At 64.1% G+C, this 26362-nt stretch carries 22 protein-coding genes; 6 read left to right on the forward strand and 16 right to left on the reverse strand.

Annotated features, from left to right (window positions below; genetic code table 11):
- Positions 1-115: 115 nt before the first annotated feature.
- The 7 genes from iolD to WHT83_RS22595 all read right to left on the reverse strand — a co-directional run bounded on the left by iolD (position 116) and on the right by WHT83_RS22595 (position 9991).
- Complete coding sequence (gene iolD, locus WHT83_RS22565; protein WP_406872450.1) at positions 116-1966, reverse strand: 3D-(3,5/4)-trihydroxycyclohexane-1,2-dione acylhydrolase (decyclizing); 1851 nt, start codon at positions 1964-1966, stop codon at positions 116-118.
- A 65-nt stretch (positions 1967-2031) separates the two neighbouring features.
- Positions 2032-3960, reverse strand: a complete 1929-nt coding sequence (iolC, locus tag WHT83_RS22570) for a 5-dehydro-2-deoxygluconokinase (RefSeq protein ID WP_406872451.1) — start codon at positions 3958-3960, stop codon at positions 2032-2034.
- Between the two features lie 170 nt (positions 3961-4130).
- Positions 4131-5120, reverse strand: coding sequence for an inositol 2-dehydrogenase (gene iolG, locus WHT83_RS22575; RefSeq protein ID WP_406872452.1), 990 nt, complete (start codon positions 5118-5120; stop codon positions 4131-4133).
- A 100-nt stretch (positions 5121-5220) separates the two neighbouring features.
- Positions 5221-6264, reverse strand: coding sequence for an ABC transporter permease (locus tag WHT83_RS22580; protein WP_108607176.1), 1044 nt, complete (start codon positions 6262-6264; stop codon positions 5221-5223).
- A 31-nt stretch (positions 6265-6295) separates the two neighbouring features.
- Positions 6296-7834: a sugar ABC transporter ATP-binding protein gene (locus WHT83_RS22585; protein ID WP_108607175.1), complete on the reverse strand. Its 1539-nt coding sequence runs from the start codon at positions 7832-7834 to the stop codon at positions 6296-6298.
- Positions 7835-7931: 97 nt separating this feature from the next.
- Positions 7932-8870 (reverse strand): substrate-binding domain-containing protein, encoded by a 939-nt coding sequence (locus WHT83_RS22590; protein ID WP_108607174.1) that lies wholly within the window; start codon positions 8868-8870, stop codon positions 7932-7934.
- A gap of 308 nt (positions 8871-9178) precedes the next feature.
- Positions 9179-9991 carry a TIM barrel protein gene (locus tag WHT83_RS22595; RefSeq protein ID WP_406872453.1) on the reverse strand — a complete coding sequence of 271 codons (813 nt, stop codon included), beginning with the start codon at positions 9989-9991 and terminating at the stop codon, positions 9179-9181.
- Positions 9992-10236: 245 nt separating this feature from the next.
- Between WHT83_RS22595 and WHT83_RS22600 the strand changes: the two genes are divergently transcribed.
- Positions 10237-10803: a dTDP-4-dehydrorhamnose 3,5-epimerase gene (locus tag WHT83_RS22600; protein ID WP_406872454.1), complete on the forward strand. Its 567-nt coding sequence runs from the start codon at positions 10237-10239 to the stop codon at positions 10801-10803.
- On the forward strand, positions 10800-11804 hold the full coding sequence (locus tag WHT83_RS22605) for a glycosyltransferase family 2 protein (protein ID WP_406872455.1): 1005 nt from the start codon (positions 10800-10802) through the stop codon (positions 11802-11804). Before WHT83_RS22600 ends, WHT83_RS22605 begins: the two co-directional genes overlap by 4 nt.
- 3 nt (positions 11805-11807) lie before the next feature.
- Here the strand turns inward: WHT83_RS22605 and WHT83_RS22610 are convergent, their stop codons facing one another.
- Complete coding sequence (locus WHT83_RS22610; protein ID WP_406872456.1) at positions 11808-12839, reverse strand: LacI family DNA-binding transcriptional regulator; 1032 nt, start codon at positions 12837-12839, stop codon at positions 11808-11810.
- 161 nt (positions 12840-13000) lie between these two features.
- Here WHT83_RS22610 and WHT83_RS22615 point away from each other — a divergent pair, with 161 nt between their 5' ends.
- From WHT83_RS22615 to WHT83_RS22630, 4 genes are all read left to right on the forward strand, one after another.
- Positions 13001-14089: a fatty acid desaturase family protein gene (locus WHT83_RS22615; protein WP_406872457.1), complete on the forward strand. Its 1089-nt coding sequence runs from the start codon at positions 13001-13003 to the stop codon at positions 14087-14089.
- A 72-nt stretch (positions 14090-14161) separates the two neighbouring features.
- Complete coding sequence (locus WHT83_RS22620) at positions 14162-14479, forward strand: MocE family 2Fe-2S type ferredoxin (protein WP_406872458.1); 318 nt, start codon at positions 14162-14164, stop codon at positions 14477-14479.
- A gap of 1 nt (position 14480) precedes the next feature.
- On the forward strand, positions 14481-15713 hold the full coding sequence (locus WHT83_RS22625) for an NAD(P)/FAD-dependent oxidoreductase (protein WP_406872459.1): 1233 nt from the start codon (positions 14481-14483) through the stop codon (positions 15711-15713).
- 109 nt (positions 15714-15822) lie between these two features.
- Entirely contained in the window at positions 15823-16842 is a 1020-nt protein-coding gene (locus tag WHT83_RS22630) for an aldose epimerase family protein (protein ID WP_406872460.1), read from the forward strand.
- A 156-nt stretch (positions 16843-16998) separates the two neighbouring features.
- On the opposite strand, the gene WHT83_RS22635 is transcribed toward WHT83_RS22630, so the two are convergent.
- The 8 genes from WHT83_RS22635 to WHT83_RS22670 form a co-directional block, all read right to left on the reverse strand.
- Positions 16999-18177 (reverse strand): serine hydrolase domain-containing protein, encoded by a 1179-nt coding sequence (locus WHT83_RS22635; protein ID WP_406872461.1) that lies wholly within the window; start codon positions 18175-18177, stop codon positions 16999-17001.
- 28 nt (positions 18178-18205) lie between these two features.
- On the reverse strand, positions 18206-19402 hold the full coding sequence (locus tag WHT83_RS22640; RefSeq protein ID WP_406874041.1) for a serine hydrolase domain-containing protein: 1197 nt from the start codon (positions 19400-19402) through the stop codon (positions 18206-18208).
- A gap of 63 nt (positions 19403-19465) precedes the next feature.
- Positions 19466-20488, reverse strand: a complete 1023-nt coding sequence (locus WHT83_RS22645) for an extracellular solute-binding protein (protein ID WP_108607165.1) — start codon at positions 20486-20488, stop codon at positions 19466-19468.
- Between the two features lie 123 nt (positions 20489-20611).
- Positions 20612-21646: an extracellular solute-binding protein gene (locus WHT83_RS22650; RefSeq protein WP_108607164.1), complete on the reverse strand. Its 1035-nt coding sequence runs from the start codon at positions 21644-21646 to the stop codon at positions 20612-20614.
- A 17-nt stretch (positions 21647-21663) separates the two neighbouring features.
- A complete protein-coding gene (locus WHT83_RS22655) occupies positions 21664-22464 on the reverse strand; it encodes an ABC transporter permease (RefSeq protein ID WP_406872462.1) in 801 nt (266 codons plus the stop codon).
- Positions 22457-23377, reverse strand: coding sequence for an ABC transporter permease (locus WHT83_RS22660; protein WP_318763870.1), 921 nt, complete (start codon positions 23375-23377; stop codon positions 22457-22459). Before WHT83_RS22660 ends, WHT83_RS22655 begins: the two co-directional genes overlap by 8 nt.
- Positions 23378-23380: 3 nt before the next feature.
- Complete coding sequence (locus tag WHT83_RS22665; protein ID WP_406872463.1) at positions 23381-24475, reverse strand: ABC transporter ATP-binding protein; 1095 nt, start codon at positions 24473-24475, stop codon at positions 23381-23383.
- 129 nt (positions 24476-24604) lie between these two features.
- Positions 24605-26281 carry an amidohydrolase gene (locus WHT83_RS22670; RefSeq protein ID WP_406872464.1) on the reverse strand — a complete coding sequence of 559 codons (1677 nt, stop codon included), beginning with the start codon at positions 26279-26281 and terminating at the stop codon, positions 24605-24607.
- Positions 26282-26362: the final 81 nt, after the last annotated feature.

The following is a 26362-nucleotide window of genomic DNA, read 5'->3' on the forward strand; positions in this document are numbered from 1 at the left end:
GTGGGGAGTTCGCGCCGCAGGCGCGGGTGGGGGTAATGATGAAAGAGCGCGACGCCGGGCACCCCCACCCCGTCGCTTCGCGCCGACCCTCCCCACAAGGGGGAGGGTAAACTCCTCAATCGCCCACGCGCTGCAGCTTGAGCTTTTCCTCATAGCCCTTGCGGGCGGCGTTGACCTCCGCGCGGGCGCTCACTTCCGGCACGGCGACGTCCCACCAGTGGCCACCCTCGCCGGTCGAGATCAGCGGGTCGGTGTCGATCAGCACCACCGTCGTCCTGTCGCTCTTGCGCGCCCGTTCGAGTGCGGCTTCCAGGTCGGCGATCGATGCCGCCTTCTCGGCATTCGCGCCCAGGCTTTTCGCATGCGCCAGGAAGTCGATGTCGGGCAGCATTTCGTGCTTCGTATCGCGCAGAAGGTTGTTGAAGTTGGCCCCGCCGGTGGCCATCTGCAGCCGGTTGATGCAGCCATACCCGCGGTTGTCGAGCAGCACGATCGTCAGCTTCAGCCCGAGCATGACGGATGTCGCGATCTCCGAGTTCAGCATCAGATAGGAGCCGTCGCCGATCATGATGACGACCTCCTTGTCCGGCCGCGCCATCTTGGCGCCCAGCCCGCCGGCAATTTCATAGCCCATGCAGGAGAAGCCGTATTCGGAGTGGTAGGAGCCGGGTCCGCCGGCCTGCCACAGCTTGTGCATTTCGCCCGGCAGGCCGCCGGCCGCATGCAGCACGATCACGTCGGAGCCCAGCGTGCGCTGCACGGCACCGATCACCTGCGCGTCCGACGGCAGTGCGACGTTGGTCGCAGCCGTCACCTTGGCCGCCGCCTTGCGCCACTCGGCCTTGCCGGCCTTGGCGTTCTCGGTCCACGACGCCGGCGCCTTGTAGCCGGCAACCGCGGCACCCAGCTCAGTGAGCCCTTCTTTCGCGTCCGAGACCAGCGGCAGCGCCATGTGCTTGCCAGCGTCGAACGATTGTACGTTGAGCCCGATGATGGTCTTGCCAGCGTTCTTGAACAGCGACCACGAGCCTGTGGTGAAGTCCTGCAGGCGCGTGCCGACCGCCAGCACCACATCGGCCTCTTCGGCCAGGCGATTTGCCGCCGACGTGCCGGTCACGCCCACCGCCGCCATGTTGAGCGCATGCTCGTCGGTCAGAGAAGACTTGCCGCCCTGCGTCTCGCAGACCGGGATGCCTGTCGCCGCGACGAAGCGGTCGAGTTCTTCCGAAGCGCCGGAATAGAGCACGCCGCCGCCTGCCACGATCAGCGGCTTCTTCGCCGCCTTCAGCACCTCGGCCACCACAGCCAGTTCATCGCGGTCGGGCCGCGGCCGGCGCAGCGTCCACACGCGCTCGGCAAAGAAGCTCTCGGGATAGTCATAGGCCTCGGCCTGCACGTCCTGGCATAGCGACAGGGTCACCGGCCCACATTCGGCCGGATCGGTCAGTACCTGCATCGCACGCGCCAGTGCGGGAATGATCTGCTCGGGTCGGGTGATGCGGTCGAAATAGCGCGATACCGGACGGAAGCAGTCATTGACCGAGACCGTGCCGTCGCCGAAGTCCTCGACCTGCTGCAGCACAGGATCGGGCACGCGGTTGGCGAACACGTCGCCGGGCAGCAGCAGCACCGGCAGGCGGTTGACATGGGCGAGTGCTGCCGCAGTCACCATGTTGACCGCGCCGGGTCCGATGGAGCTCGTCGCCGCCATCATCCGCTGGCGGAAATTGGCCTTGGCGTAGGCAATCGCCGCATGCGCCATCGCCTGCTCGTTGTGGGCGCGATAGGTCGGCAGTTCCTCGCGCACCTGATAGAGCGCCTCGCCGATGCCGGCGACGTTGCCATGACCGAAGATCGCCCACACGCCGCCGAACAGCGGCACCATGTTGTCGTCGATCACGGTCATCTGCCGCGTCAGGTAGCGCGTCAGGGCCTGCGCCATGGTCAGGCGAACGGTCTTGGTCATCTCTTCTCCTCCCGCTGGAGCAGTGCATCCAGGGGATGCCGGCCTCGCTTCAGCTGTCATTCGATTTATGCCGCCCGACGGTCCCGCGCCGCAAGCCATGCCTTGGTCAGCTGTTCGAAACGCTGGGCCATGTCGTCGACCGCCGCCTGGTCGTTCATCCGCCCGCCCATCCACTCCTCCGCCGCATGGGCGAAGATGCTGCGGCCCACGGCAAAACCCTTGACCACCGGCGCGTCGGCGGTGGCGGCAAACGCCACTTCCAGCTCGGCCAGCGGCGCCTCGAGCCCGAGCAGCACCACGCCGCGGCAATAAGGGTCGTTGTTGGTGATGACCGCCTCGATCTTCTTCCATGCTGCCGCCGAAGCCTGCGGCTCGAGCTTCCACCAGTCAGGCTTGATGCCGAGCGCGTAGAGTTCCTCGAGCGCGCGTGAAATGGTGTCCTCGGCAAGCTTGCCATGCTTGCCGGCGATGATCTCGATCAGCAGCTCGCGCCCCACTTTCCGCGCCGCCTCGAACAGCGTGCGCAGCTTCTGCTGCTGCTCGGTCTTCAGCTCGGCCGGGTCGTCGGGATGGTAGAAGCACAGGCACTTGATGGTGTGATCGAGCGGCCATTCGACCAGCTGCGAGCCGATGTCCTGCGAGAACTCGAAACGCAGCGGCCGCGAACCCGGCAGTTCCACCGGCCGACCCATCCACGAGAACGGATGGCGGGCGAATTCGAACATCGCCTCGCGGCCGAACTTCTCGTCGATCAGCATGCCATAGCCGTCACGCCCATCGGCCACCTTGGCTGCGGCCTTCACCGCCAGCACCTTGAAGTCGCGGATGCGCTGGACATCGGCGCCGGTGCGGGCGGCGATGTCTTCCAGCTGGATGCGGTGATCACAGGCGAGCGCCATCATCGACGGGATCTCGTGCCGGCGCGTCGTCGCCCAATGCACGTGATTGATCGCCTCGTCCTTTCGCAGCGCCCGCTCCGTGCTGCCGTTCTTCAGGAAGAACTGCAACTCCTCGAAGGTCGGGATCTCCGGCGAGCACAGCAGCCGCGACACGGCGAAGGCGCCGCAGGCATTGGCCCAGGTCGCAGCCACAGCCAGGCTTTCGCCGCCCAGCCAGCCGCGCAGGAAACCGGACATGAAGGCATCACCCGCACCCAGCACGTTGTAGACCTCGATCGGAAACCCCTTGCCGACGATGCCGGCTTCGAGGTCGTCGGTGATCTGCCCGTCATAGACGATGCAGCCCATCGGCCCGCGCTTGAGTACGATGGTCGCCGAAGACAGCGCCCGGATGGTCTTCAGCGCATCGAGCAATTCGCTCTCGCCGGAGGCGATCATCACCTCTTCCTCGGTGCCGACGATCAGGTCGCAATCGGCCAGCACGCCCTTGAGATGGTTCGACACCTTGTCGGAAGCGATGTAGCGGCTCTCGCCGGCGGCGTGGCCGGCAAGGCCCCAGAGGTTCGGGCGGTAGTCGATGTCGAACACCACCTTGCCGCCGGCCTGCTTGATCAGCTTCATCGCCTTGCGCTGCGCTGCGTCGGTGGTCGGACGCGAGAAATGCGTGCCGGTGACGACGATGGCGCGAGCCGAACGGACGAAATCAGCGTCGATGTCATCTTCATTCAGCGCCATGTCGGCGCAGTTCTCGCGGTAGAAGATCAACGGAAACGTCTTGTCGTTCTCGACAGACAACAGCACCAGCGCCGTCAGCCGTTCCTTGTCGGTCACCAGCCCCTTGTCGGACACGCCCTCGCGCAGCATCTGCTCGCGGATGTAGCGACCCATATGCTCGTCGCCGACGCGAGTCAGCAAAGCCGAGCGCAGGCCGAGCCTGGCCGTGCCGATGGCGATGTTGGCCGGGCAGCCGCCGACCGACTTGGCAAAGGACGCCACGTCCTCCAGCCGCGATCCGGTCTGCTGCCCATAGAGGTCGACCGACGCGCGCCCGATGGTGATGACGTCGAGTACAGGCTGGTTCTTGGGGTCGGTCATTTTGTCCTCCCGGTCGCTCCGCCGCGCCGGCCTGCCCACAAAATCAGATAGCAGGCCACACAATGCAATTTCAATTCCAATAATCAGCAAACCGGAATTTTCATTCCATCAACTGATTGCGCTTGTGCGCCCCGGAGCCAATTGCCCCGAGGCGACTGTCGCCCGTTGGCCTAAAGCCGTACGGTCTTGCCTTCCTTGGCCGATTTCAGCGCCGCATCCGCCAGCTTGAGCGCCATCAGGCCGTCCTTGCCATCCGGCGAGATCTTGGTGCCCTTGGTCACCGAGGCGATGAAGGCCGCGATCTCGGCGGCATAGGCCTCCGTATATCGGGTCATGAAAAAGTCGTGCAGCGGCGGACGAGTGTAGCCAAGCGCCCCCGCGACCTCGATCGAAACGGCACGCTGGTTCTCGGCCGAAACCATGCCGTCGGAACCGTGCACCTCGATGCGCTGGTCGTAGCCATAGGTAGCGCGGCGCGAATTGCTGATCACGCACTGCCGGCCGCTGGCAGTGACAAGGATCACCGAGACGCTGTCGAAATCGCCGAGCTCGCCGATCTTCTTGTCGACCAGCACCGAGGCCGTCGCCGTCACCGCCACCGGCTCTTCGCCGAGCAGGAAGCGCGCCATGTCAAAATCGTGGATGGTCATGTCGCGGAAGATGCCGCCAGAGCGAGTGATGTACTCCGCCGGCGGCGGGCCGGGGTCGCGCGAGGTGATGACCACCTGCTCGACCTTGCCGATGGCGCCGTCGTCGATCGCCTTGCGCACGGCGGCGAAATGCGGATCGAAGCGCCGGTTGAAGCCGACCATCAGCGTGCCGCCGGCCTTCTCGACCACCCCCAGGCATTTTTCGACACGGGCAGCGTCGAGGTCGATCGGCTTTTCACAGAACACCGCCTTGCCGGCGAGCACGAAGCGCTCGATCAGGTCGGCGTGCGTATCGGTCGGTGTGCAGATCACCACCGCATCGATGTCCGACGCCTTCTCGATCTGGTCGATGGAACGGACCTCGCAGCCATAGGCCCCCGCAAGATCGTTGGCGGCTTTTTCAGAAGCATCTGCCACCGCAACCAGCTTCGCCTGTGGATTGGAAGCCACGGCCTTGGCGTGGACCTTGCCGATGCGGCCTGCACCCAGGACACCGAACCGAACTGTCATGACAACCTCATTTCCTTGGCCCGCGCCGTCCGGGCCTGCAATCTTGATCTGTAGGGATGGGGCCACCCGCTGACGGGATGACGGGCGACCCGGGTTTGCTTCAAGCCTTCTTGCGCTTGTTCTGGCGGTGCTGGTCGATGATCACGGCCGCCACGATGATGATGCCCTTGATGATTTCCTGATAGTAGGCACCGACCTTGAGGAAGGTGAAGCCCGAAGTCAGCACGCCCAGGATGATCGTGCCGATGACAGTGCCGGTGATGCGTCCGACGCCGCCGGAAAGCGAGGTGCCGCCGATGACCGCCGCAGCAATCGCATCGAGTTCGTAGGCCACGCCCATGCCCGGTTGGCCGGAGGCGGCACGCGCCGCGGTCATCACCCCTGCCAGGCCCGAAAGCAGGCCGGCGATGGCATAGACCTTGACCAGGTGGCCGCCGATATTGATGCCCGACACGCGCGCCGCCTGCGGGTTGGCGCCGATCGCATAGGTGAACTTGCCGTAGCGGGTATAGGTCAGCGCGATATGGAAGATGACCGCGACGAGCAGGAAGACGATGACCGGCAGCGGCAGCGGGAAGCCGAGAATGTTGAAGCTCTTGCCGAACCAGGTGAAGCTGTCGTCGAGCAGCGCCACCGGCTGGCCGAGCGTGTACCACTTGGCGAGACCCCGCGCCGACACCATCATGCCGAGCGTCGCAATGAATGGCGGTATCTTGGTTCTCGCGATCAGCGACCCGTTGACGGTACCGGCGAGAAGGCCGACGCCGAGACCCGCGAGGATCGCCCAGATCGGCGACATGTCGGTCAGCGCGGGATAGACAGCGCGCGGATTGGCCGATGTCTGCGCCAGGCTTGCCGCCACCATCGCGGCAAGACCGACGACCGAGCCCGAGGACAGGTCGACGCCGGCGGTGATGATGACTTGCGTCACGCCCACCGCGATGATGCCGATTACCGACACCTGCAGGATGATGATCGACAGGCGCTGCTTGTTGGCGAGGAAGCTGTCGCCGACGAATATCCAGCCGAGTATCTCGAAGACGATGGCGATGCCGATCAGCACGCCCAGGATCGACACCTCGGGCGGCAGGCGCTTCTTGCTACCGATGACGTTTGCGGGGCTCGCAATCTCGTTCGTCGACATGGTTCTTCCACCCTTGAGCTCGTTGGCGCCGTCAGTGCGACGCGAGTTCCATGATCTTGACCTGGCTGGCCTCGGCACGATCGAGGAAGCCGGTGACGCGGCCCTCATGCACCACCATGATGCGGTCGCTCATGCCAAGCACCTCTGGCATCTCCGATGAGATCATGATGACGCCCACCCCTTGTCCTGCGAGCTTGGAGATCAGGCGATGGATCTCGGCCTTGGCGCCGACGTCGATGCCGCGGGTGGGCTCGTCCAGGATGAGGATTTTCGGCTTGGTCAGAAGCCAGCGCGCGATCAGCACCTTTTGCTGGTTGCCGCCGGAAAGATTGATGATCGGCTCGGCCATGTCGGGCGTCTTCACCCTGAGCGCCTGGCTGATCTCCATCGAATCCTTGGCGAGCTGCTTCTGCTTGACGAAGCCGTTCTTGACGTAGCCCGACTGCAGCACAGCCATCTGGGTGTTTTCCTGGATGTCGAGCAGCAGGAAGCAGCCGGTTTCCTTGCGGTCCTCGGTCAGGAAAGCCATGCCGTGTTTCATTGCTGTCGACGGACTGTCGATGCGCACCCGCTTTCCAAACAGGTCGATGGTGCCGGCATTTGCCGGCGTCACCCCGAACACGGTCTCGGCGATATTGGAACGGCCCGAACCGACCAGCCCGGCGATGCCGAGGATCTCGCCGGCGCGCACGTCGAAGGAAACGTCCGAAAACACCCCCTTGAGCGTCAGCCCCTTCACCGACAGCACCACGTCGCCGATCGGCACCTCTTCCTTCGGGAACATCTGGGTGATCTCGCGACCCACCATCATCCTGATGATCTCGTCGCGGGTGACCTCCGTCGAAGCCTTGGTGGCGATATACTTGCCGTCGCGGAACACCGAGAACTCGTCGGCGATCTCGAACAGCTCGTTCATCTTGTGGGTGATGTAGATGATGCCTTTGCCCTGGGCGCGCAGCGCCCGGATGATGGTGAACAGGTGGTCGACCTCGCGCTCTGTCAGCGCCGAAGTCGGCTCGTCCATGATCAGCACGTCGGATTCGTAGGACACCGCCTTGGCGATCTCGACCATCTGGCGGCTGGCGACCGAAAGCGTGCCCACCTGCACGTCCGGGTCGATGTCGATGTTGAGCCGCTTGAACAGTTCCGCCGTCTTGCGGCGCATCTGGCCATGGTCGACGAAGCCGAGGCGGGTCAGCGGCTCGCGGCGGATCCAGATGTTCTCGGCCACCGACATCGGCGCCATCAGGTTGAGTTCCTGGTGGATCATGGCGATGCCATGCTCGAGCGCGTCGAGCGGGCCTCGGAGGTTGATGTCCTCGCCGCGCAGCTTGAAGCTGCCGGAATCGGGCGTGTAGATGCCGGCGACGATCTTCATCAGCGTCGATTTGCCGGCGCCGTTCTCGCCCATCAATGCATGCACGCTGCCGCGCTTGAGGCGCAACTGGACATTGTCGAGGGCTACGACGCCCGGGAATTCCTTGCGGACGTTCTCGACCTCGAGAAGATAGCCACCGTCTACAGCGGCACCGCCCGCAGGCGCCGCTTCCATCGTGCCAGTGTTTTGCATGGATTGGTCCTCCCAGGCCGGCCCGGCTTTTCGCGCGGGCGTGGTCCTTGTGGGGAAATGCGCCGCCGTTGGCCGACGGCGCATTGGTCAGATCATATCAGTTCTTGGTGGTGTACTGGTCCATATTCGCCGGGGTCACCAGCTCGAACGGCACCCACACAGGCGACGTCACCGCTTCGCCCTTGGCGAGCTTCATGGCCGTTTCGACTGCACCACCGCCCTGTGCCGCAGCGTTCTGGAACACGGTCACGTCGAGGTCGCCGGCCTTCATGTAGGCGAGCGCTTCCTGGGTGGCGTCGACGCCGGCCACGATCACGTCCTTCATGTCCCAGCCGGCCGCCTTCATGGCGTTGATGGCGCCGATGGCCATGTTATCATTGTTCGAGATGACGGCGTCCGGCTTGTGGCCGGCAGCGATCCAGTTAGTCATCAGGTCCTGTGCCTTGACCGGATCCCAGCCGGCGGTCTGCTCGTCGATGACGTTCAGCTTGACGCCGCATTCGCTCCCGGCATTCACGTCATGGATGTCCTTGGTACGCATCACGGCTGCCTGGTTGGCAAGGTCGCCGACCATGATCAGGATGCCCGCCTCGGTCTTGCCGGCTTCCTTGAGGATACGGCAGACTTCCTTGGTTTCCAGCGTGCCGGAATCGACTTCGTTCGAGCCGACGAAGGCGCCCTTCGCGCCCAGCGCTCCGACGTCGATCGGCTCGCGGTTGACATAGACGATCGGAATGCCCGCGTCGTTGGCGAGCTTGGTCATCGGCCCGGTGGCCGAGGTATCGACCGGGTTGACGATGATGGCGTCGACCTTGGCGGCGATGAAGTTCTGGACCTGGCTGAGCTGCTTGTTGACGTCGTCGTCGGCGATTTCGATGACGACCGGCTGGCTGGCATCGGCCGCGGACTTCTCGATGCCCTTGCGCAGGACAGTCAGGAAGGTGTCCGAATTGGCCATGCTGACACCGACGTCGCCGGCAAACGCAGAGCCGGCCATCAGCGCGGAAATGGCAGCGCCGAGCAAGAATTTCTTCATGATCACTCTCCTCCAACAATGGTGTCCGGCTGCACCCCGTTGTGCCGGAAGCCGCGGTCGTGCCGCAGGCTCGCCTCTACGAGCGACACCATCGCTCCTCCGCGATGCAAAATGTGCCACCCGCTTCCCGATGCCGGCCCGATTTCAGAATATTCGAGCCGTGTTTTTTATTTATGAAATGTTTATTCCATATTCTGGATGAACGTCAAGAGGCATTCCATTGCTGCCCGATCAATCTTTACGTGAAAGAGCATGCGTCGGCCGGCTGCAGCCGGCCTGACCAAGATCACCCAGTCGCGGCCGATGCCTCACACCTTTGCGCGGATGAATTCGATGCTCTCGGCCAATGCTGTGCGCGGGTCGGCAAGCTTCTGCACGACCGGCGAGAACGGCTCGAACGACAAGAGCCCCCGGTAGCCGCCAGCGATCAACGCTCGGATCTGGCCGACATTGTCCAGCCTGTCGCCGGCATCGACCAGCACGCGATGCGGATCGCGCATATCCGGCACTGTGACAGTCGGATCGTCGACGCCCGAGATATGCACCAATCCGGTCATGCCCGGAAAGATGTCCGGCTCGCCGGCAAGATGGTGGTGGAACGTGTCATGCACCATGCGGAACGCAGCGGTGCCGTCGACATCCTCGATGGCCTCGGCGGCCTCGCGCTTGGAGCGCAGCGAGCAGATCTCGAAGCCGAGCGGCTCGACTAGGCCGCGCACGCCGCGATCGCCGAGGATGGCCTTGAGTGCGGCCAGCGCCGTCCTGAGGTTGCGCTGGCGCTCGCCATCGGCCTGCCCCGTACCGTCATTGACGGGCACCAGCACCAATGCCTGGGCGCCCACGTCGCGGGCGTAGTCGGCGAGTTCTATCGCCTCCGCCTCGCGCGTCGCATTCCACTCGTTGAAGCGCTGCAGCGCATTGATGCTCGTTATGGATATTCCATTTTCCACGGCCAACGCGCGGACCGCACTGGCGGGCGTGCCGTCGATGATGGCGTTGCCGGCCAGGTCGTTGCGGATTTCGACGGAAGTGATCCCGAGCGATTTGGCCAGCGCGAAAAAGCGCTCGATCGACAGCTCCGGCGCGGCCATATGGTTGAGGGCGAACGAAACGACAGACATCGGCGAAATTCCTCCAGCCAAAACGGAACATTTATTCCATATCATGGTGGAGCGATATACGTCATTCTCTGCAAGCCGGTCAAAGCCGCATCAACCTTCCAAGCTATCATTTCTGATAGATTCAACATCATCGGCGGCAAAGGGCATAGGCGCGCGCTCGCAGAGAACCACAAATCCTTTGCAACGGCCGTAGTGTTTCGGAGCCACACGTGGCAAACCGTGTCGCACTCTGGAGGAGCTTGATCATGAGCGCTGGCCCCGAAAATCGCCACAACATCCTTGAGGCAACTCTTGCCGCGGCCATGCAGGATCAACGCACCGTCGATGAACAGCGCCGCAGCACGGCACCTCTGCTTGACGGCATGTCGTTCTACGACAGCATCCGCCACGACGATGACCGCGGCAGCGTCACCGAGTTGTTTGACCCGCGTTGGGGATGGCATCCCGACCCGTTGGTGTTCTCCTATATCTTCACGATCCGGCCAGGCATGGCGAAGGGCTGGGGCCTGCACAAGCTGCATGAGGACCGCTACTTCGTGATCAGCGGCGAACTGGAGCTTGTCCTTTACGATCCACGACCCGAATCCAGCACTTGCGGCAAGGTTTGCAAGGTCTACCTCTCGGGCAGTCGCCCGCGCTTGATCAATGTGCCCAGGTTCGTCTGGCATGCGGACCGCAACATCGGCACGTCAGACGTGGTCGTGGTCAATTTCCCGACCATCCAGTACGATCATTCAAGCCCCGACAAATATCGCCTTCCGCTCGACACGGACCTTATTCCCTACAGCTTCGGGGACACCACTGGGTGGTGAGTCGTCCACGCATCTCGATCTTGATGCCCACGCACTGCCGGCCGGACGTTGTCGGGCTGGCCGTGGAATCCGTCCTCAACCAGACGTTCGGGGATTTCGAACTTTTGGTTGTCGGCGACGGTGCAATCCCCGGCACGGCGCAGGCGGTCAAGCGGTTCGACGACCCGCGCATCCGCTACTTCGACCTGCCCAAGGCTCCGCATTTCGGCTACGCCAATCGAAACGTCGCCCTGAGGGAATCGCGCGGCGAGTTGATCGGCTTCGCGGCCGACGACGACCTTCTGTTCCCCGACCATCTCGAAACCCTGCTTCGCGGCCTGGAGAGCGGTGCAGCCATCACCTATAGCCAGGCGCTCTGGGTCTCCACTGATGGCATCGTCGCGCCCTTCCTGACCAATCTGGAGTTTCAGGACGAGATGGATGCCTTTCGCCGGGGCAACACCATTGCGGCGAGTTGCTTCCTTTACAGAGCCGACGCCCTCCCAAATCGCGATGCATGGCCGGAGGATGTGCCTTCCGCCGCAGACTGGCGCCTGTGGAACCGCATCCTGGATGCCAATCCCCAATCACGCATTGTCTATTGTCGGACGCCGACCGTCCTGCATTTCAGCGCCCGCAGGAAGGCATCCAGGCATTCGGCCATGCCTCAGTTGGCGGAGTTCATTGCGATTGCCGATTCCGCGGCATGGTGGCCGAGTGCTCTGCGCGTGCCGATTGGTCCGGGCCGGACCGAACAGGAAACATTTGCCGATCTGATGCGCGGCACGCCCGGATGGTGCAGCCACATTCGGCAGGCATCCGCCGATCTTGCTGCCCGCCTTGCGTGGGATGAGATCCAGCACAACCGGGCCACGACAAACCGGCGACTTCAGGCCCAGGCGGGCCAGTTGGCGGCGAAGGATGCCCCACCGGCGGTGCGGTCTGTCAGGACACCGGTCCAGCGGATTGCCGCAGAGATCCGGCGGATTCCACGCAACATCATCCGCCTCTTCAGGGGCTGATCCTCAGACATTCTCGGGCAGATAGATGTCGAACGGCAGGAAGGTCTGCCCGGGGGCGTTGGCTGCCCCCTCCTCGATCGAATGCGCCATCAGTCCGACGAGCTCGCGGCACAGCGGCGCGAGCGGCGTCGCGATCGCCATGACGGCAAGGTTGTCGGCGAGTGCTGCGCGCGTGTCGACGGTGATCTCGTTGCAGATCAGCACCGGCAGTGGATCGGGCCTCACCTGCCGCAACGCCGAGATCGCTCCTTCGATGCCGCCGCCGGCCACATAGCACCCGACGAGATCGCCATGCTGACCGAGCAGCCCGGCGACAGCCTCATGCGTGATCTCGTAGGACTCGTGGTTGACGATGGTCTCCAGCACCGTGAACTCGGGCGCGTGCTCGCGGAAGAAGGCGCGGAAGCCGATCTCGCGCAGCTCGTGGCCATGGAAGCGGTGGCTGCCGACGAGCAGCGCCACCTTGCCCGGCTTGCGCGCGCATCTGGAAATCATCCAGGCAGCCGTCCGCCCGACCTTGAGATTGTCGATGCCGACATAACCCTCGCGAATGCCCGTGGCGAAGTCGGACAGCAGTGAAAAGACGGGAACTCCCCGCGCCTTCACCTCCGCCACCGCAGCCGTGACCGTCGGATGGTCGGGGCTGACCAGCGCCACGGCATCGCAGCTTGAAGCCAGACGGCGCAGTTTGTCGACGATCTCTTCCGGCGCGAGCGATTCTGCGAAGTCGATGACCGCGGTGCCGCGGAAACCGGGCGCCTGTGTGATCGCCCTTTCCAACTCGCTGGCGAAGGCGCGGTAGAACACGTCCCTGGGGCGCAGCAGCACGAAGCCGAGACGGTATTCCGGCAGTTCCTTGCGCATGCGCTGCGCGATCAGCCCGGCAGCGTGATAGCCGATGCCGGTCGCAGCCTCATAGACGCGGCGCTGCGTCTCCTCGCGCACCGGCAGTCGCCCGTTCAGCACCCGGTCGACGGTGGCGACGCTGACGCCCGATGCGCGGGCGAGATCGGTGATGGTGGGCCGCTTGCTCATATCCGCTCCCGGGATTTGCGTTCACGATAAACCATCATGATAGAAAATGATAGAAACTATCATGCCGTGATTGAAAAAATCGCATCATAGGCTACCATTCTTCCAGTGAACGATCTCCGACGCCTACCGTGGAACCGTTCCCGACTTCCAGGGAGAGAGCCATGACCGTCACGCCTTCGGCGCGCGACTACAGTCTTGTGGGAGAGAGCGCGCGCCGCGCCGTCGAGAGCGGCCTCGCCGCCGCCGAGTGGTACCACACCGACATACCGCGCAAGCAGATGAAGGAGCTGATGCAGCGCTCCAACGGTCCGGCCATCCGCGACACCGCGATCTGGCTCGGCCTGCTCGTTGCCTTCGGCGCCACAGGTGCCGCGCTTTGGGGCAGTTGGTGGTGCGTGCCCTTCTTCTTCTGCTATGGCGTGCTCTACGGCTCGGCCACCGATGCCCGCTGGCATGAATGCGGCCACGGCACCGCCTTCAAGACGCAGTGGATGAACGACGCGGTCTACCAGATCGCCTGCTTCATGATCATGCGCAACCCGGTCACCTGGCGCTGGAGCCACACCCGCCACCACACCGACACTGTCATCGTCGGCCGCGACCCCGAGATATCCGTCATGCGCCCCCCGGACCTTCTGCGTGTGGTGCTCAACTTCTTCGGCCTGATCGATGCCTGGCACGCCATGGTCGACATGGTCCGCAACGCCGCCGGCCTGATCGGCAAGGAAGAGAAGACCTTCATTCCCGAGAGCGAACAGCCCAGGGCCATCCGCCTCGCCCGCATCTGGCTCGCCATCTACCTGGCAACCATCGCGCTCGCCGTGTATCTCGGTTCGTGGCTGCCGCTGATGCTGGTCGGCCTGCCCCGCCTCTACGGCGCCTGGCACCATGTGCTCACCGGCCTGCTGCAGCATGGCGGCCTCGCCGACAATGTCGTCGACCACCGCCTCAACAGCCGCACTGTACTGATGAACCCGATCAGCCGCTTCATCTACTGGAACATGAACTATCACGTCGAACATCACATGTTCCCGATGGTGCCCTATCACGCGCTGCCGAAGCTGCACGAGATGATCAGGCACGACCTGCCGGCGCCGAACGCTTCCATGTGGGCGGGCTACCGGGAAATGCTGCCGGCCTTTGTCCGCCAGCTCCGCAACGAGGACTATTTCATCAAGCGCGAGCTGCCCCCCACTGCGCGGCCCTACCGCGAGGAATTCCACAGCGAGGCAGCCCTCGCCGCCGAATAGCCTCCCAAGGCGCCACCCACCGGGGCGGCGGCCCCCAGCCGCCCCGTATTCCAAAATCCCAGGGAGAGAGCCATGAGCGACTGGATCGAGGCCTGCGCGGCCGACGACATCGACGAAGAAGACGTGATCCGCTTCGACCATGCGGGCAAAAGCTTCGCCATCTACCGCAGTCCCGAGGACGAATTCTTCGCCACCGACGGCCTGTGCACCCACGAGCAGATCCACCTCTCGCAGGGGCTGGTCATGGGCGACATCATCGAGTGCCCCAAGCATAACGGCCGCTTCAACTACAAGACCGGGGCGACCCGCGGCGCACCCGTCTGCGTCAACCTCCAGACCTATCCGGTCAAGGTCGACGCCGGCAAAGTCTTCATCCAACTGGGCAACTGACATGACGGCGGGAATGGTCATTATCGGCGCTGGCGAATGCGGCACGCGCGCGGCCTTCGCCCTGCGCGAGGAAGGCTACGGCGGCGGCATCACGCTGGTCGGCTCGGAGCCTCACCTTCCCTATGAGCGGCCGCCGCTCTCCAAGGAGGCGATGACAAGTGGCGAGGCGCCCTCCATCAAGGCCATCGCCGATGCCGCCCGCCTGGCCGAACACCGTATCGACCTCAAGGGCTCGACGACCGTCATCTCCATCGACCGCGCCAACCGCTCGGTGCGCCTCGGCGATGGCTCCGACCTGGCCTACGACAAGCTGCTGGTGGCCACCGGTTCCATCCCGCGCAAGTTGCCTATGTCGGGCCTCGGCGCGCGTTGCGTCTATCTCCGCACCTTCGACGATGCGCTGCTGATCCGGCAGCTTTTGCGCGAAGGCGTCCGCATCGCCATCGTCGGCGGTGGCTTCATCGGCCTCGAACTCGCAGCCTCGGCCCGCAAACTCGGCGCCGATGTGACGGTCGTCGAGGCGCAGCCCCGCATCCTCATGCGCGGCGTACCCGAAGAGATCGCCGCCATCGTGCATCAGAGGCACGTCACCGAAGGCGTTGAGATCGTCTGCGGCGACGGCATCGCAGCCATCGAAGACGACGGCAACTCGGTTCGCATCGCGCTGTCGAGCGGCCGGACTGTCGTGGCCGACCTCGCCATCATCGGCATCGGCGCCGTCCCCGTGACCGCCCTTGCCGAAACCGCCGGCTTGGCGCTCAACAACGGCATCTCCGTCGACGCCCGGCTGCGCACCAGCGACCCGCAAATCTTTGCCGCCGGCGACTGCTGCTCCTTCCCGCTCGCCGTCTATGGCGACCGCCGCGTCCGCCTCGAGGCATGGCGCAGCGCCCAGGAACATGGCGCGCTTGCCGCCCGCAACATGCTCGGCGCCGAGGAAGCCCACGCCTCGGTCCCCTGGTTCTGGTCCGACCAGTACGGGCTCACCCTGCAGATCGCCGGCCTGCCCGACGAAGGCGAACGCACTGTCCGCCGCGATCTCGGCGACGGCGCCTTCATCCTCTTCCACCTCAAGGATGACGGTCGTCTCGTTGCTGCCAGTGGCATCGGCCCGGACAACACGGTCGCCCGCGACATTCGTCTCGCCGAGATGCTGATCGGCAAGTCGGCCCGCCCCGATCCCGAGGCCCTGGAGTCTTCAGTCGTCAAGCTGAAGAGCCTGCTCGCTGCCTGATTTTTTCGGGGGCAAGCCGCTTGAGAATCGGACCGCTTTCCTGGACTCTGGAGCGAGGCGGGTCGCCTGCCCGGGGGCTCGCTTGCCCCGACTGCGGAGGTGTCAAGCAATGGCGGTCAGCGAATTCGGTCGGATGCCCGACGGCTCGATGGTGGAAGCGGTCAGCATTGCTGCCGACGGCATCGAGGCCACAGTTCTCACCTTCGGCGCCACGCTCGCCGATCTCGTGGTCGCCACGCCAGCCGGTCCGCGTTCGGTCATCCTCGGCTTCGACAGCCTCGACGGCTATCTCGCCCATGGCGCCTATTTCGGTGCCATCGCCGGACGCTGCGCCAACCGCATCGCCGGCGGCCGTTTCAGCCTAGACGGTGTCCAGCATCAGCTCGACGTCAACGAGGCCGGGCGCACCCACCTCCACGGCGGTGGCGACGGCGTCTATCGCCGCAACTGGACGGTCGTCGACGCCAGCGAAAACTCCGTCCTGCTCGGCCTGACCTCGCCCGACGGCGACCAGGGCTACCCCGGCAAGGTCATCCTCACCTGCCGATATTTGCTCGACAAGGGCCGGCTGCGCATCGCGCTCGGCGGCCGCACCGACGCCCCGACCCTGATGAACCTCGCTGCCCACGCCTATTTCAACCTCGACGGCTCAGGCTCGATCCTCGACCACCGCCTCAAGATCGCCGCCGAGGCCTATACGCCGGTCGATGCCGCGAGCATCCCGACCGGCGAGGTGCTGGCGGTGGACGATACCGTCTTCGACTTCCGTGGGTTGCGCGCCATCCGCAACGGCCAGGACGACGCTCACCAGGCGTACGACCACAATTTCGTGCTCGCCATGCAGCCGGCACCCGAGCCCTGGCACGCCGCCCGGCTGGAAGGGTCCCGCTCAGGCATCCGTCTCGATCTCTGGACCACGGAGCCCGGCCTGCAATTCTACGACGGCGCGTTCCTGCCTGTCGCCCCGCCTTTGCGCGGCGGCATCGACCCCGTCCGCTTCGGCGCGCTATGCCTCGAGCCGCAACGCTTCCCCGATGCGGCCAACCATCCGCACTTCCCAAGCACGGTGCTCAGGCCGGGCGAGATCTATTCGCAGGTAACGGAATACAGGTTTTCGACGGTGGAGTGAGAAGGGCGCCCCCTCACCCACCCTCCGCTACGCTCGGGTGACCTCTCCCGGTGGGGCGAGGAGATCTGAGACGGCGCCGCCCTTCCTCTTCTCCCCAACGGGAGAAGGTGGCCGCGGAGCGGCCGGATGAGGGCCTGCTCGAAGCCGGTCGACCCCTCAAACCCTTGCGCAGATCGCCTCGAAGAACGCGACATTGTCGAGGTCGAGCGGATCGTCCACCGGCAGCGCCTGCGACGACATCTTGGAAATCACCACCTCGGCCTTGGGGTCGACATAGAGCCACTGGCCATGGATGCCGATGCCGCAATAGGCGCCGCTGGCGTTGGCGCTCTGGTACCACTTGTTGCGATAGCGCCCGTGGGCGAACAGGTTGGTCATGGTGCCGCGCTGCCAGACGGCAGCGTCGCCGCCATGGATCGTATCGTCGACCCAGGCCTGCGGCACGATCCGTCGGCCCTCCGCCACACCGCCCTGCCGCATCATCTCGCCGACGCGGGCAAGGTCGCGCACTGCAACCGAAACCCCGCCCGCGGCGCGCGCCGAACCCTCCTTGTCGACGGTGACGAAGCCATCACGCCTGGCGCCCAATGGCTTCCACAACCTCTCGGACATCAGCTCGGCATAGCGCTGGCCGGAGGCGCGCTCGACGATGATGCCGAGCAGGTCGGAATTGGGCGAACGGTAGCGGAAGGTCTGGCCATGCGGTTCGTCCAGCGGCTGCAGGGCGACCAGAAACTCACGCAGCGATTCCGCCCCGCCGCCGGGGTTCCACATCGTGGCGCGGCGATAGCGCGCAAACAGGCTCTCGGGATCGAGATAGGCCTCTTCGAAGTCGAGGCTAACCGTCATGTCGAGCACATGGCGCACGGTGGCATTGGCATAGACCGAGCCTGCCGCTTCCGGCACGTAGTCGGTCACCGACGCGTTCGGGTCGAGCCTGCCTTCGCCTTCCAGCGCACCGGCCAGGATCGCAGTCAGCGATTTGGAGATGGAGAAGATGATGTGCCGCGCATCGGGTTTCATCGTCGGCGCGAACCAATCGCCGACGAAACGGCCCTTCTTCATCACCGCCAGCGCATCGGTCGACGAGCGCAAGAGGAAGCCGGCGACGGTTTCGTCATTGCCGTTGATCGCAACGCTATCATCGAGAAGCCCGCCAAGGTCGATCGGCGCATCCTCGACGAGGCCTTCGCGCGCGGCGATGCGCGCACTCGGCACCATCTCGCCAGCGTTCTGGAACGACCAGCTATTGTATGGCTGCTCGCGCCAGTTGCCCAGGCTCACGTCCTTGCGGGCGAAGCCGAACATGCGCTCGAACGCGGTGGATGACGTCATGATCTTTCCTTGCTGCTGAATATTCCCGTCAGGCCAGTGCGGCGGCGATTGCATGCACGGCCTTCAAGGTCGCCACTGAATAGGGCACGGAGGTGAAGTCAGGCCAGGTCGACAGCTTCACCGTCACCATTCGGGTCGCCCAGTCGATATGGATCAGCTGCCCGAACACGCCCCGGCACATCAGGGCGCGCGAGCGCGGATCCTCGATCCAGAACTGGTTGCGGTAGCTGGCCTCCGGCATCGAAGTGCTGAAGTTCGGGCCGTGCATGCCGTTCCGCGTCTCGGCAATCCAGTCGGCGGGCACGATACCGGCGCCATCTTCCAGGATCGCCTGGCCGAAGCGGGCATAGTCGCGCAGCGTCGCGTTGAAGCCGCCATCGGCTATCGCATAGCCGGCGCTGTCGACCGTGAAGAAGGCGCTCTCCTCGGCGCCGATCTTCTGCCACAGCTCTTCCGAAACCAATTGCGCCAGCCGCTTGCCGGTCGCCCGCTCCATGACGAAGGCAAGAACGTCGGTCTCGATCGACCGGTATTCGAAGGCAGCACCATGCGGCCGCGTGGTTTCGGTCAGGCGCAGGATAAGTTCGAACATATGCTGCGGCCAGTGGAAGCTGGGGTCCGTATCAGCGGGAACCGGCTTCCAGCCGCCGGCGACATCGACCTGGCCGATGTCCGAATAGGAGTCGGTATAGGCCTCGCTGAAGCGCACGCCGGTGGTCATGTCGAGCACATGCTGGACGGTGGCCCCGCTCCAGCCGGTCGCTGCCAGTTCCGGCAGATAGTCGGTCACCAGCTTGTTCGGATCGACGACACCCCTGCCGGCAAGGATGCCGAACACGGTGCCGGTCACAGACTTGGCCACCGATTGCGACAGATGCGGCGTGCGCGGCGTCATGCCGTTGAAATAGCGTTCATAGGCGATGTTGCCGTCCTTGAGCACCAGAAAGCCGTCAGTGTAGGTCTCGTCGAGCAGGCCCGAAAGCGTCGTCGGCTTGCCCTCGCTGTCAACGACCGCCAGCCCGTCCAGGTCGGTTTCGGCGCGTTGCAATGCACGCACCGGCCCCTCGCCGCGCCACACCTCCACCGTCGGCACGATCTCGCGTACATGCTGGAAGGCCCAGCGGTTCCACGGCGGCATGTCCCACGCCGCTTTCGGCAACGGCATCCTGGGCGGCGAGCCCTGCATGATCGGCGGCACGGTTTCGCTGTTGCGGTAGGAGCTCATGGCATCACCCTCGCGCTGTTTCTGGGGTTCGGCGCGGACGCCGAACCCCATCGCAAAAGTCACTTACTTCTGCAGATCGGTCCAGATCCGGGTGTAGAGCGCATCGGCTTCCGGCGAGCACATCAGTGCCATCGTGCCATGAGCCTTGCTGGCCTCCGGAATGACGATCTCCGGTGCATCCTTCATGTCATCAGGCATGAATTTCTCCGATCCGGCAATGCCGTTGGCATAGCGATGAAACGCCGAAAGCCCGGCCGCGACCTCGGGATCCATGATGAAGTTCTGGAACAGCTTCGCGTTCTCGACATTCGCGGCGTCCTTGAGGACGACGACGTTGTCGCTCCAATAGGTGAAGCCTTCCTTCGGATAGCCGAAATGCACTTCAGGACGCTCCAGGCGGATACGCAGTCCTGCGCCGTTCCAGGTACTGGAGGCCTTGAAGTCGCCGGCCTTCATCTTGTCGACGGCGCCATATTCCATGGCCACCCAGTTGGGCTTGGCGGCAACCAGCAGGTCGCGCGCCTTCTTCAGCACTTCCTTGTCGGTCGTGCACTGTTCGCCGCCAACATAGCGGACGGCCGCCGTGACCACGTCCTTCATTTCGGGAACGACGTTGACCTTGCCCTTCAGCTCGTCCGGCGTCTCGAAAATGATCTTCCAGCTGTTGATGTCGCCCTTATAGGCCTCGGTGTCGACCACCACGCCGACGGTGCCCCAGGCCCACGGCACCGAATATTTGCGGCCCAGGTCGAACTCGGGGTTGGCCCATTCGGGCGCGACGTTCTTGAAGTTCTCCATGCCGCCGGGATTGGTTTCGAGCAGCAGGCCTTCGTTGATCCAGATCGGCAGGTGCGTCTGCGAGGGAACCACGATGTCGAAGCCGCTGCCGCCCTGGCGTGCCTTGGCGAGCGCGGTCTCGTTCGAGTCGTAGTCGGTGACCGTCACCTTGACCTTGTACTTGTCCTCGAATTTCTTGATGACCTCGGGGTTGGTGTAATTGCCCCAGTTGTAGATGTTGAGCTGCCCTTCGGCCCGGCCAAGACCGGTCGCCGCAAGCAGCGCGATCGCCGCGACAGTGGTGGACATTAATGGTTTCACAGCGGGACTCCTTTTTATCTGAGCTGTGATGACCCTGCCAGCGGCAGGCTAAAAGTCCATCGCAGCCGGACGGGGTCCGGCTGCGATGGTTCCTTGCGAATCCGGCAGAACTTACTTCTGCAGTTCGGTCCAGATCTTGGTGTAGAGCGCCGTCACTTCCGGCGCGCACGTCTGCAGGATTTCGCCGTTCTTCTTGAACTCCTCAGGCACCACGACTTCCGGCGCCGAGGTCATGTCGGCCGGCATGAACTTCTCCGAGCCGGCGATGCCGTTGGCGTAGCGGTGGAAGGCCGAGTTCATCGCCGCGTTTTCCGGATCCATCATGAAGTTCTGGAACAGCTTGGCATTCTCGACGTTCGCGGCGTCCTTCAGCACCACGACGTTGTCGCTCCAGAACTGGAAGCCCTCGACCGGGTAGCCATAGTGGATGGCCGGATTGGCCAGACGCTGACGCAGAACTGAACCGTTCCAGTCGCTGGTCGCCTTGAAGTCGCCGGCGCCCATCTTGTCGATGGTGTTGTACTCCATGGCGATCCAGTTCGGCTTGGCGGCCACGAGCACGTCGCGCACCTTCTTCAGCACTTCCTTGTCGCCGGTGCACTGCTCGCCACCGACATACTTGATCGCGGCATGCATCACGTCGTTCATCTCGGGGACGACGTTGACTTTGCCCTTCAGCTCGTCCGGCGTATCGAAGACGATTTTCCAGGTGTTGATGTCGCCCTTGTAGAACTCGGTATTGACGCCAACGCCAACGGTGCCCAGCGCCCACGGCACGCTGTAGTGGCGGCCCGGATCAAAGGCAGGATCCTTCCACTCGGGCATGACGTTCTTGAAATTCTCCATCTGGTCGGGACGGGTCTCGAGCAGCAGGCCTTCCTGGATCCAGATCGGGATGTAGGTCTGCGACGGCATAGCGACGTCGAAGCCGTGGCCGCCCTGGCGCACCTTGGCGAGTGCCGTGTCGTTTGAGTCGTAGTCGGTCACCGTGACCTTGACGCTATGCTTCTCCTCGAACTTCTTGATCATGTCGGGGCTGATGTAGTTGCCCCAGTTGTAGATGTTCAGCGCGCCTTCTGCCGAGGCAAGGCTGGTCGAGGCCAGCAGCGCCAGGCCGACCGCCGTCGACATGGATTTCAGGTTCATCATTTCACTCCCGTTGATTAATCCCGTTTCCTGCTCAAGAAGAAGAACAGCGTGACGATGACGACCGACAAGAGCAGGAAGACGGTCGAAATCGCATTGACCTCCGGCGTGATGCCGCGGCGGATTTGCCCCAGCATGTAGGTCGGCAGGGTATCCTGACCGCCCGACTTGACGAATTCGGTGATGACCACGTCGTCGAGAGAGATGACGAAGGCGAGCATCAGGCCGGCGATGATGCCCGGCCAGAGCAGTGGCAGCGTCACGCGGCGGAACGCCTTCCACGGCGTGGCGTAGAGATCGGCGGCCGCGCGTTCGAGCGTCAGGTCCATGTTCTCGAGCCGCGCCCGGATCGGCAGATAGGCGAAGGGGATGCAGAACGCCGTATGCGCGGCGATCAGGTAGCCGAGGCCCGAATAACCCGTGGCGATCTTGATCTGCGCAAAGAAGATCAGCAGTGCGACGCCGGTGACGATCTCAGGCACCATCAGCGGCTGGTTGATGAAGGCGTATTTGAACGTCAGCCCGCGATAGGCTCGCGTCCGCGTCGTCGCCAGCGCCGCCATGGTTGCCGCGATCGTCGCGATCACCGCCGCAGAAGAAGCAATCTTCAGCGAACGCAGCGAGGCGTCGATGACCTGGTCGTTGTTCCAGGCCGCAGCGAACCAGCGCAGCGAGAAGCCGCCCCATTCCGACACCGAGGTCGACTCGTTGAAGGCATACGCCACCAGCACCGCGATCGGCACGTAGAGCAGCATGAAGCAGGCCGCAGCGATTGCCGTGAAGCCGGTCTGCTGGCGGATCGAAAAACGCTTAGCCATGGCGCGCCTCCGATCCGGACGTGTTGCGGACATAGACCAGCAGCGCCACCATCACGATCGCCATGACGGTGATCGACAGCGCAGCGCCCAGTGGCCAGTTGCGGCCCTGCCCGAACTGCAGCTCGATCAGGTTGGCGAACATCATGTTCTTGCCGCCGCCGAGAACGCTGGGCGTGACATAGGCGCCGATGGCCGGGATGAAGACCAGGATCGAGCCTGCGATGACGCCGGGCCTGACCATCGGGAAGATGATCCGCTTGAGCACCTGCCAGCGCGTGGCATAGAGGTCGTATCCGGCCTCGACCAGCCGGAAATCGAGCTTTTCCATGCTGGCATAGAGCGGCAGCACCATCAGCGGCAGGTAGACGTAGACCATGCCGACCATGATGGCGAAGTCGGTGTAGAGCATCTGGATCGGCTGATCGATGATGCCGAGATTGATCAGCGCCGTGTTGATGATGCCCTCGTTACGGATCACCTGCAGCACGGCAAAGGTGCGGATCAGAAGGTTCGTCCAGAACGGGATGGTGATCAGGAACAGCCAGATGTCGCGCGTCCGCTCCGGCCGCGTTGCGATGAAATAGGCCGTCGGAAAGCCGAAGATCAGCGTCGCCACCGTCGCCATGATGGCAAGCTTCAGCGACCGCCAGAAGATGGTGAGGTGGGCACCGGCAAACGACAGCGTGTCGTCGAAGATATCGCGTTCGAGAAAGACCGCCACCCAGCCTTCGGTCGAGAACTTCCAGACCACGTCGCCGTAGGGTCCGGGCGTCAGGAACGAATAGAGGAGCACGATCAGCAGCGGGCCGGATGCGGCCAGCAGGATGATGATCAGCGCCGGCGCCGACAGAAACCAGCGGTTCCTGACCTCCCGCGCCTCTGCCTGCTTTTCGATTTCGGCTGCGGTCGCCATGGCTCAGTCCTTCAGGATCTGGGCCGCATCGTCGCCGATGACGATGCCGACGCGCTGGCCGCGCTCGAAGCTCGTTCCAGCCCCCCGCGCGTTCTGCTGGCGGACCGTGAACGTCTCGCCGTCGTCCAGCCTGATGTGAACATGCGTATCGGTGCCGAAGTAGACGACGTTTTCGACCACGCCCGAAATGTCGCCACCGTCTTTGACGGCCTTGGCATGTTCGGGCCGGATCACCACCGTGGCTTCGCCGTCCGGCTTGAAGCCGTCGGGCAGCGTCGCCGAGATCGTCGCGCCCGACTTCAGCGTCACCTTGGCTCTCCCCTCCTCGATGCTGTCGATCCGCGCATCGAGGAAGTTGGTCTCGCCGATGAAGTCGGCAACGAAGCGTTCGGCCGGCCGGTCGTAGATGTCGCGCGGGCTGCCGACCTGCAGGATCTTGCCCGACGACATCACCGCGATGCGGTCCGACATCGTCAGCGCCTCCTCCTGGTCATGCGTGACGAAGATGAAGGTGATGCCGGTCTCGTGCTGCAGGCGCTTGAGTTCGATCTGCATTTCCTTGCGCAGCTTGTAGTCGAGCGCCGACAGCGGCTCGTCGAGCAGCAGCACCTTGGGCTGCGGCGCCAGCGCACGGGCGAGCGCCACGCGCTGCTGCTGGCCGCCCGAGATCTGGCTGGTGCGGCGCTTGGCGAGCTTTTCCATGCGCACCAGCTTCAGCATCTCCGTGACGCGCGCGTCGATCTCGGCGCGCGGCTTGCCCAGCATCTCCAGGCCGAAGCCGATATTCTGCGCCACCGTCATGTGCGGGAACAGCGCGTAGGACTGGAACACCGTGTTGACCGGCCGCTTGAACGGCGGCAGCGGCGCGATGTCCTCGCCGTAAAGCATGATCTCGCCATCCGACGGAAAGTCGAAGCCGGCAATCAACCTCAGAAGCGTGGTCTTGCCGCAGCCGGAAGGCCCGAGCAGCGTGAAGAACTCGTTTTCCCTGATCGACACCGAGACGGTGTCCAGCGCCGCGACCTGCGCCTCTCCCGTTCCAAAGACCTTGCGAACCCCGCGAACTTCAATCGCATTCTTACCCGGTGTAGCCGGCACGCAAATCGCCCCATTGTTTCCGTCCACCTTCACAGTGGAACTTTTTTCCCCGTTCGATTGTCACCACACGCCGTTAGGCTTGGCAACAACGGCTCGCAGTCCACACACGCCACGCCATCGCCGGCCCCATCAGGCCTGGTAGGTCACCCTGCCGCCACAGACCGTCGTCACCGGCCGCACCTCATGCAGCACGGCAGCATCGATCGCTTCGATGTCGGCCGACAGCACGACCAGATCGCCGAAGAAACCCGGCTTCAACCGGCCCTTCTTGTTTTCCATGAACTCGGCATAGGCACCCTCGACGGTGTAGCCGGCCAATACCTGGTGCAGCGAAACGCTCTGGTCTGGCATGTCTTCTGCCCAAGGCTTGCGCAGCATCGCCGCCTGCATGCCGGCGATCGGGTCGATCGGTGCCACCGGCCAATCGGAAGCGAACACCACATGTGCTCCTGCCTCGATCAGCGTCCGTGTCGGATAGGCATAGGGCCAGCGTGCGCGCCCGACGCGCGAGATCGTCGGCTCCAGCGGAAAGATCATCGCACCGGGCGGATGCGGTGGCTGCATCGAGGCGATCGCGCCGAGGTCGACGAAGCGCTGGATGTCGGTCGCCGTCGTCAGTTCGACATGCTCCACGCGGTGGCGGCTGTCGCGCTTGCCGTTGGCCTTCTGTGCTGCCTCATAGCCGTCGAGCACGGCGCGCGTCGCCCCGTCGCCGATCGAATGCACGGCGATCTGCAGGCCGCGCCTGTCGATCTCGACGGCGATGCGCTTGAACTCTTCCGGCGAAAACAGCGGCTCGCCGACCCAGTCCTGCCGGTCGGCATAAGGCTCGATCATCACGGCTGTCCAGGAATCGAGCACGCCGTCGTAGAACAGCTTGACCATTCTCGACGACAGCCACTCGCTGTCATAGCGGTTGGCCATGTCGGATGCCTTTTCCAGCATGTCGAGGGTCATGAAGTTCTTGTAGTGGAACGGCACCTTGACCCGGCAGATCAGGTCGCCCTCGGCCTCGACCTCCGACAGAAGCTCCAGCTGGTAGTAGTTGCCGTCCATGTTCTGGATCGAGGTGATGCCGTGCCGGGCGCACCAGTCGAGGCCGCGGCGCATGATGGCGCGGTCGCCGGCGCGTTCTTCGGCATTGGGCATCGGGTCGGGCTCGCCGCCGGTCGACAGGCCGAGCCGAACGCGCCCCTCGCCGGCGAGCTTCAGCACCGGGTTGAACGCCTCGTTCTCGCGCAGCTCGCCCTCGGCCAGGCCGTCGGCGCCCATGACGATCTCGTTGCCGGGCGTCAGTTCGCGCCCGTGCAGCACGTCGGCCATCTCGAGCGCACGTGTGTTGGCCCAATAGGTATGATGGTCGGGCGCCGCCATCAGGAACGCCCGGTCGGGCAGGATGGCGTCGAGGTGATGCCGCGTCACGCGCTCGCTGCCGAGGATGGTGTAGTCGGCGCCTTGCCCCACCAGCATCCGCGCATCGGGCCGCGACCTGGCGTACGCCTGCACCGCATCGCGAAGCGCCTCGAAGCCATGCACGCCGGAAAGCTGCAGATGGGCGAGTTCGGCAGCACCCGAAAACAGGTGCATGTGCGCTTCGATGAAGCCCGGCACCACCGACCCGCCGCGCGCGTCGATGACCTTTGTGTCGGGCCCGCGCAGTGCTTCGATTGTCGTCTTGTCGCCGACAGCGGCGATCAGGCCATCCTTGATGGCCACCGCTTCCGCAGCGGGCTGGGCCGGGTCCATGGTCAGCACGCGGCCGTTGATGACGATCAGGTCGGCATTGCGAACCGTTTGGACAGACATCGCGACTCCGCGCACTTGACTGACTGAGGCCGTTCACCCTCGCATCGGCTGCCCCCAATTCCCAAGGGGATGGCGCAACCA

It is taken from the genome of Aminobacter sp. P9b (assembly GCF_045345995.1).
Lineage (GTDB): Bacteria > Pseudomonadota > Alphaproteobacteria > Rhizobiales > Rhizobiaceae > Aminobacter > Aminobacter niigataensis.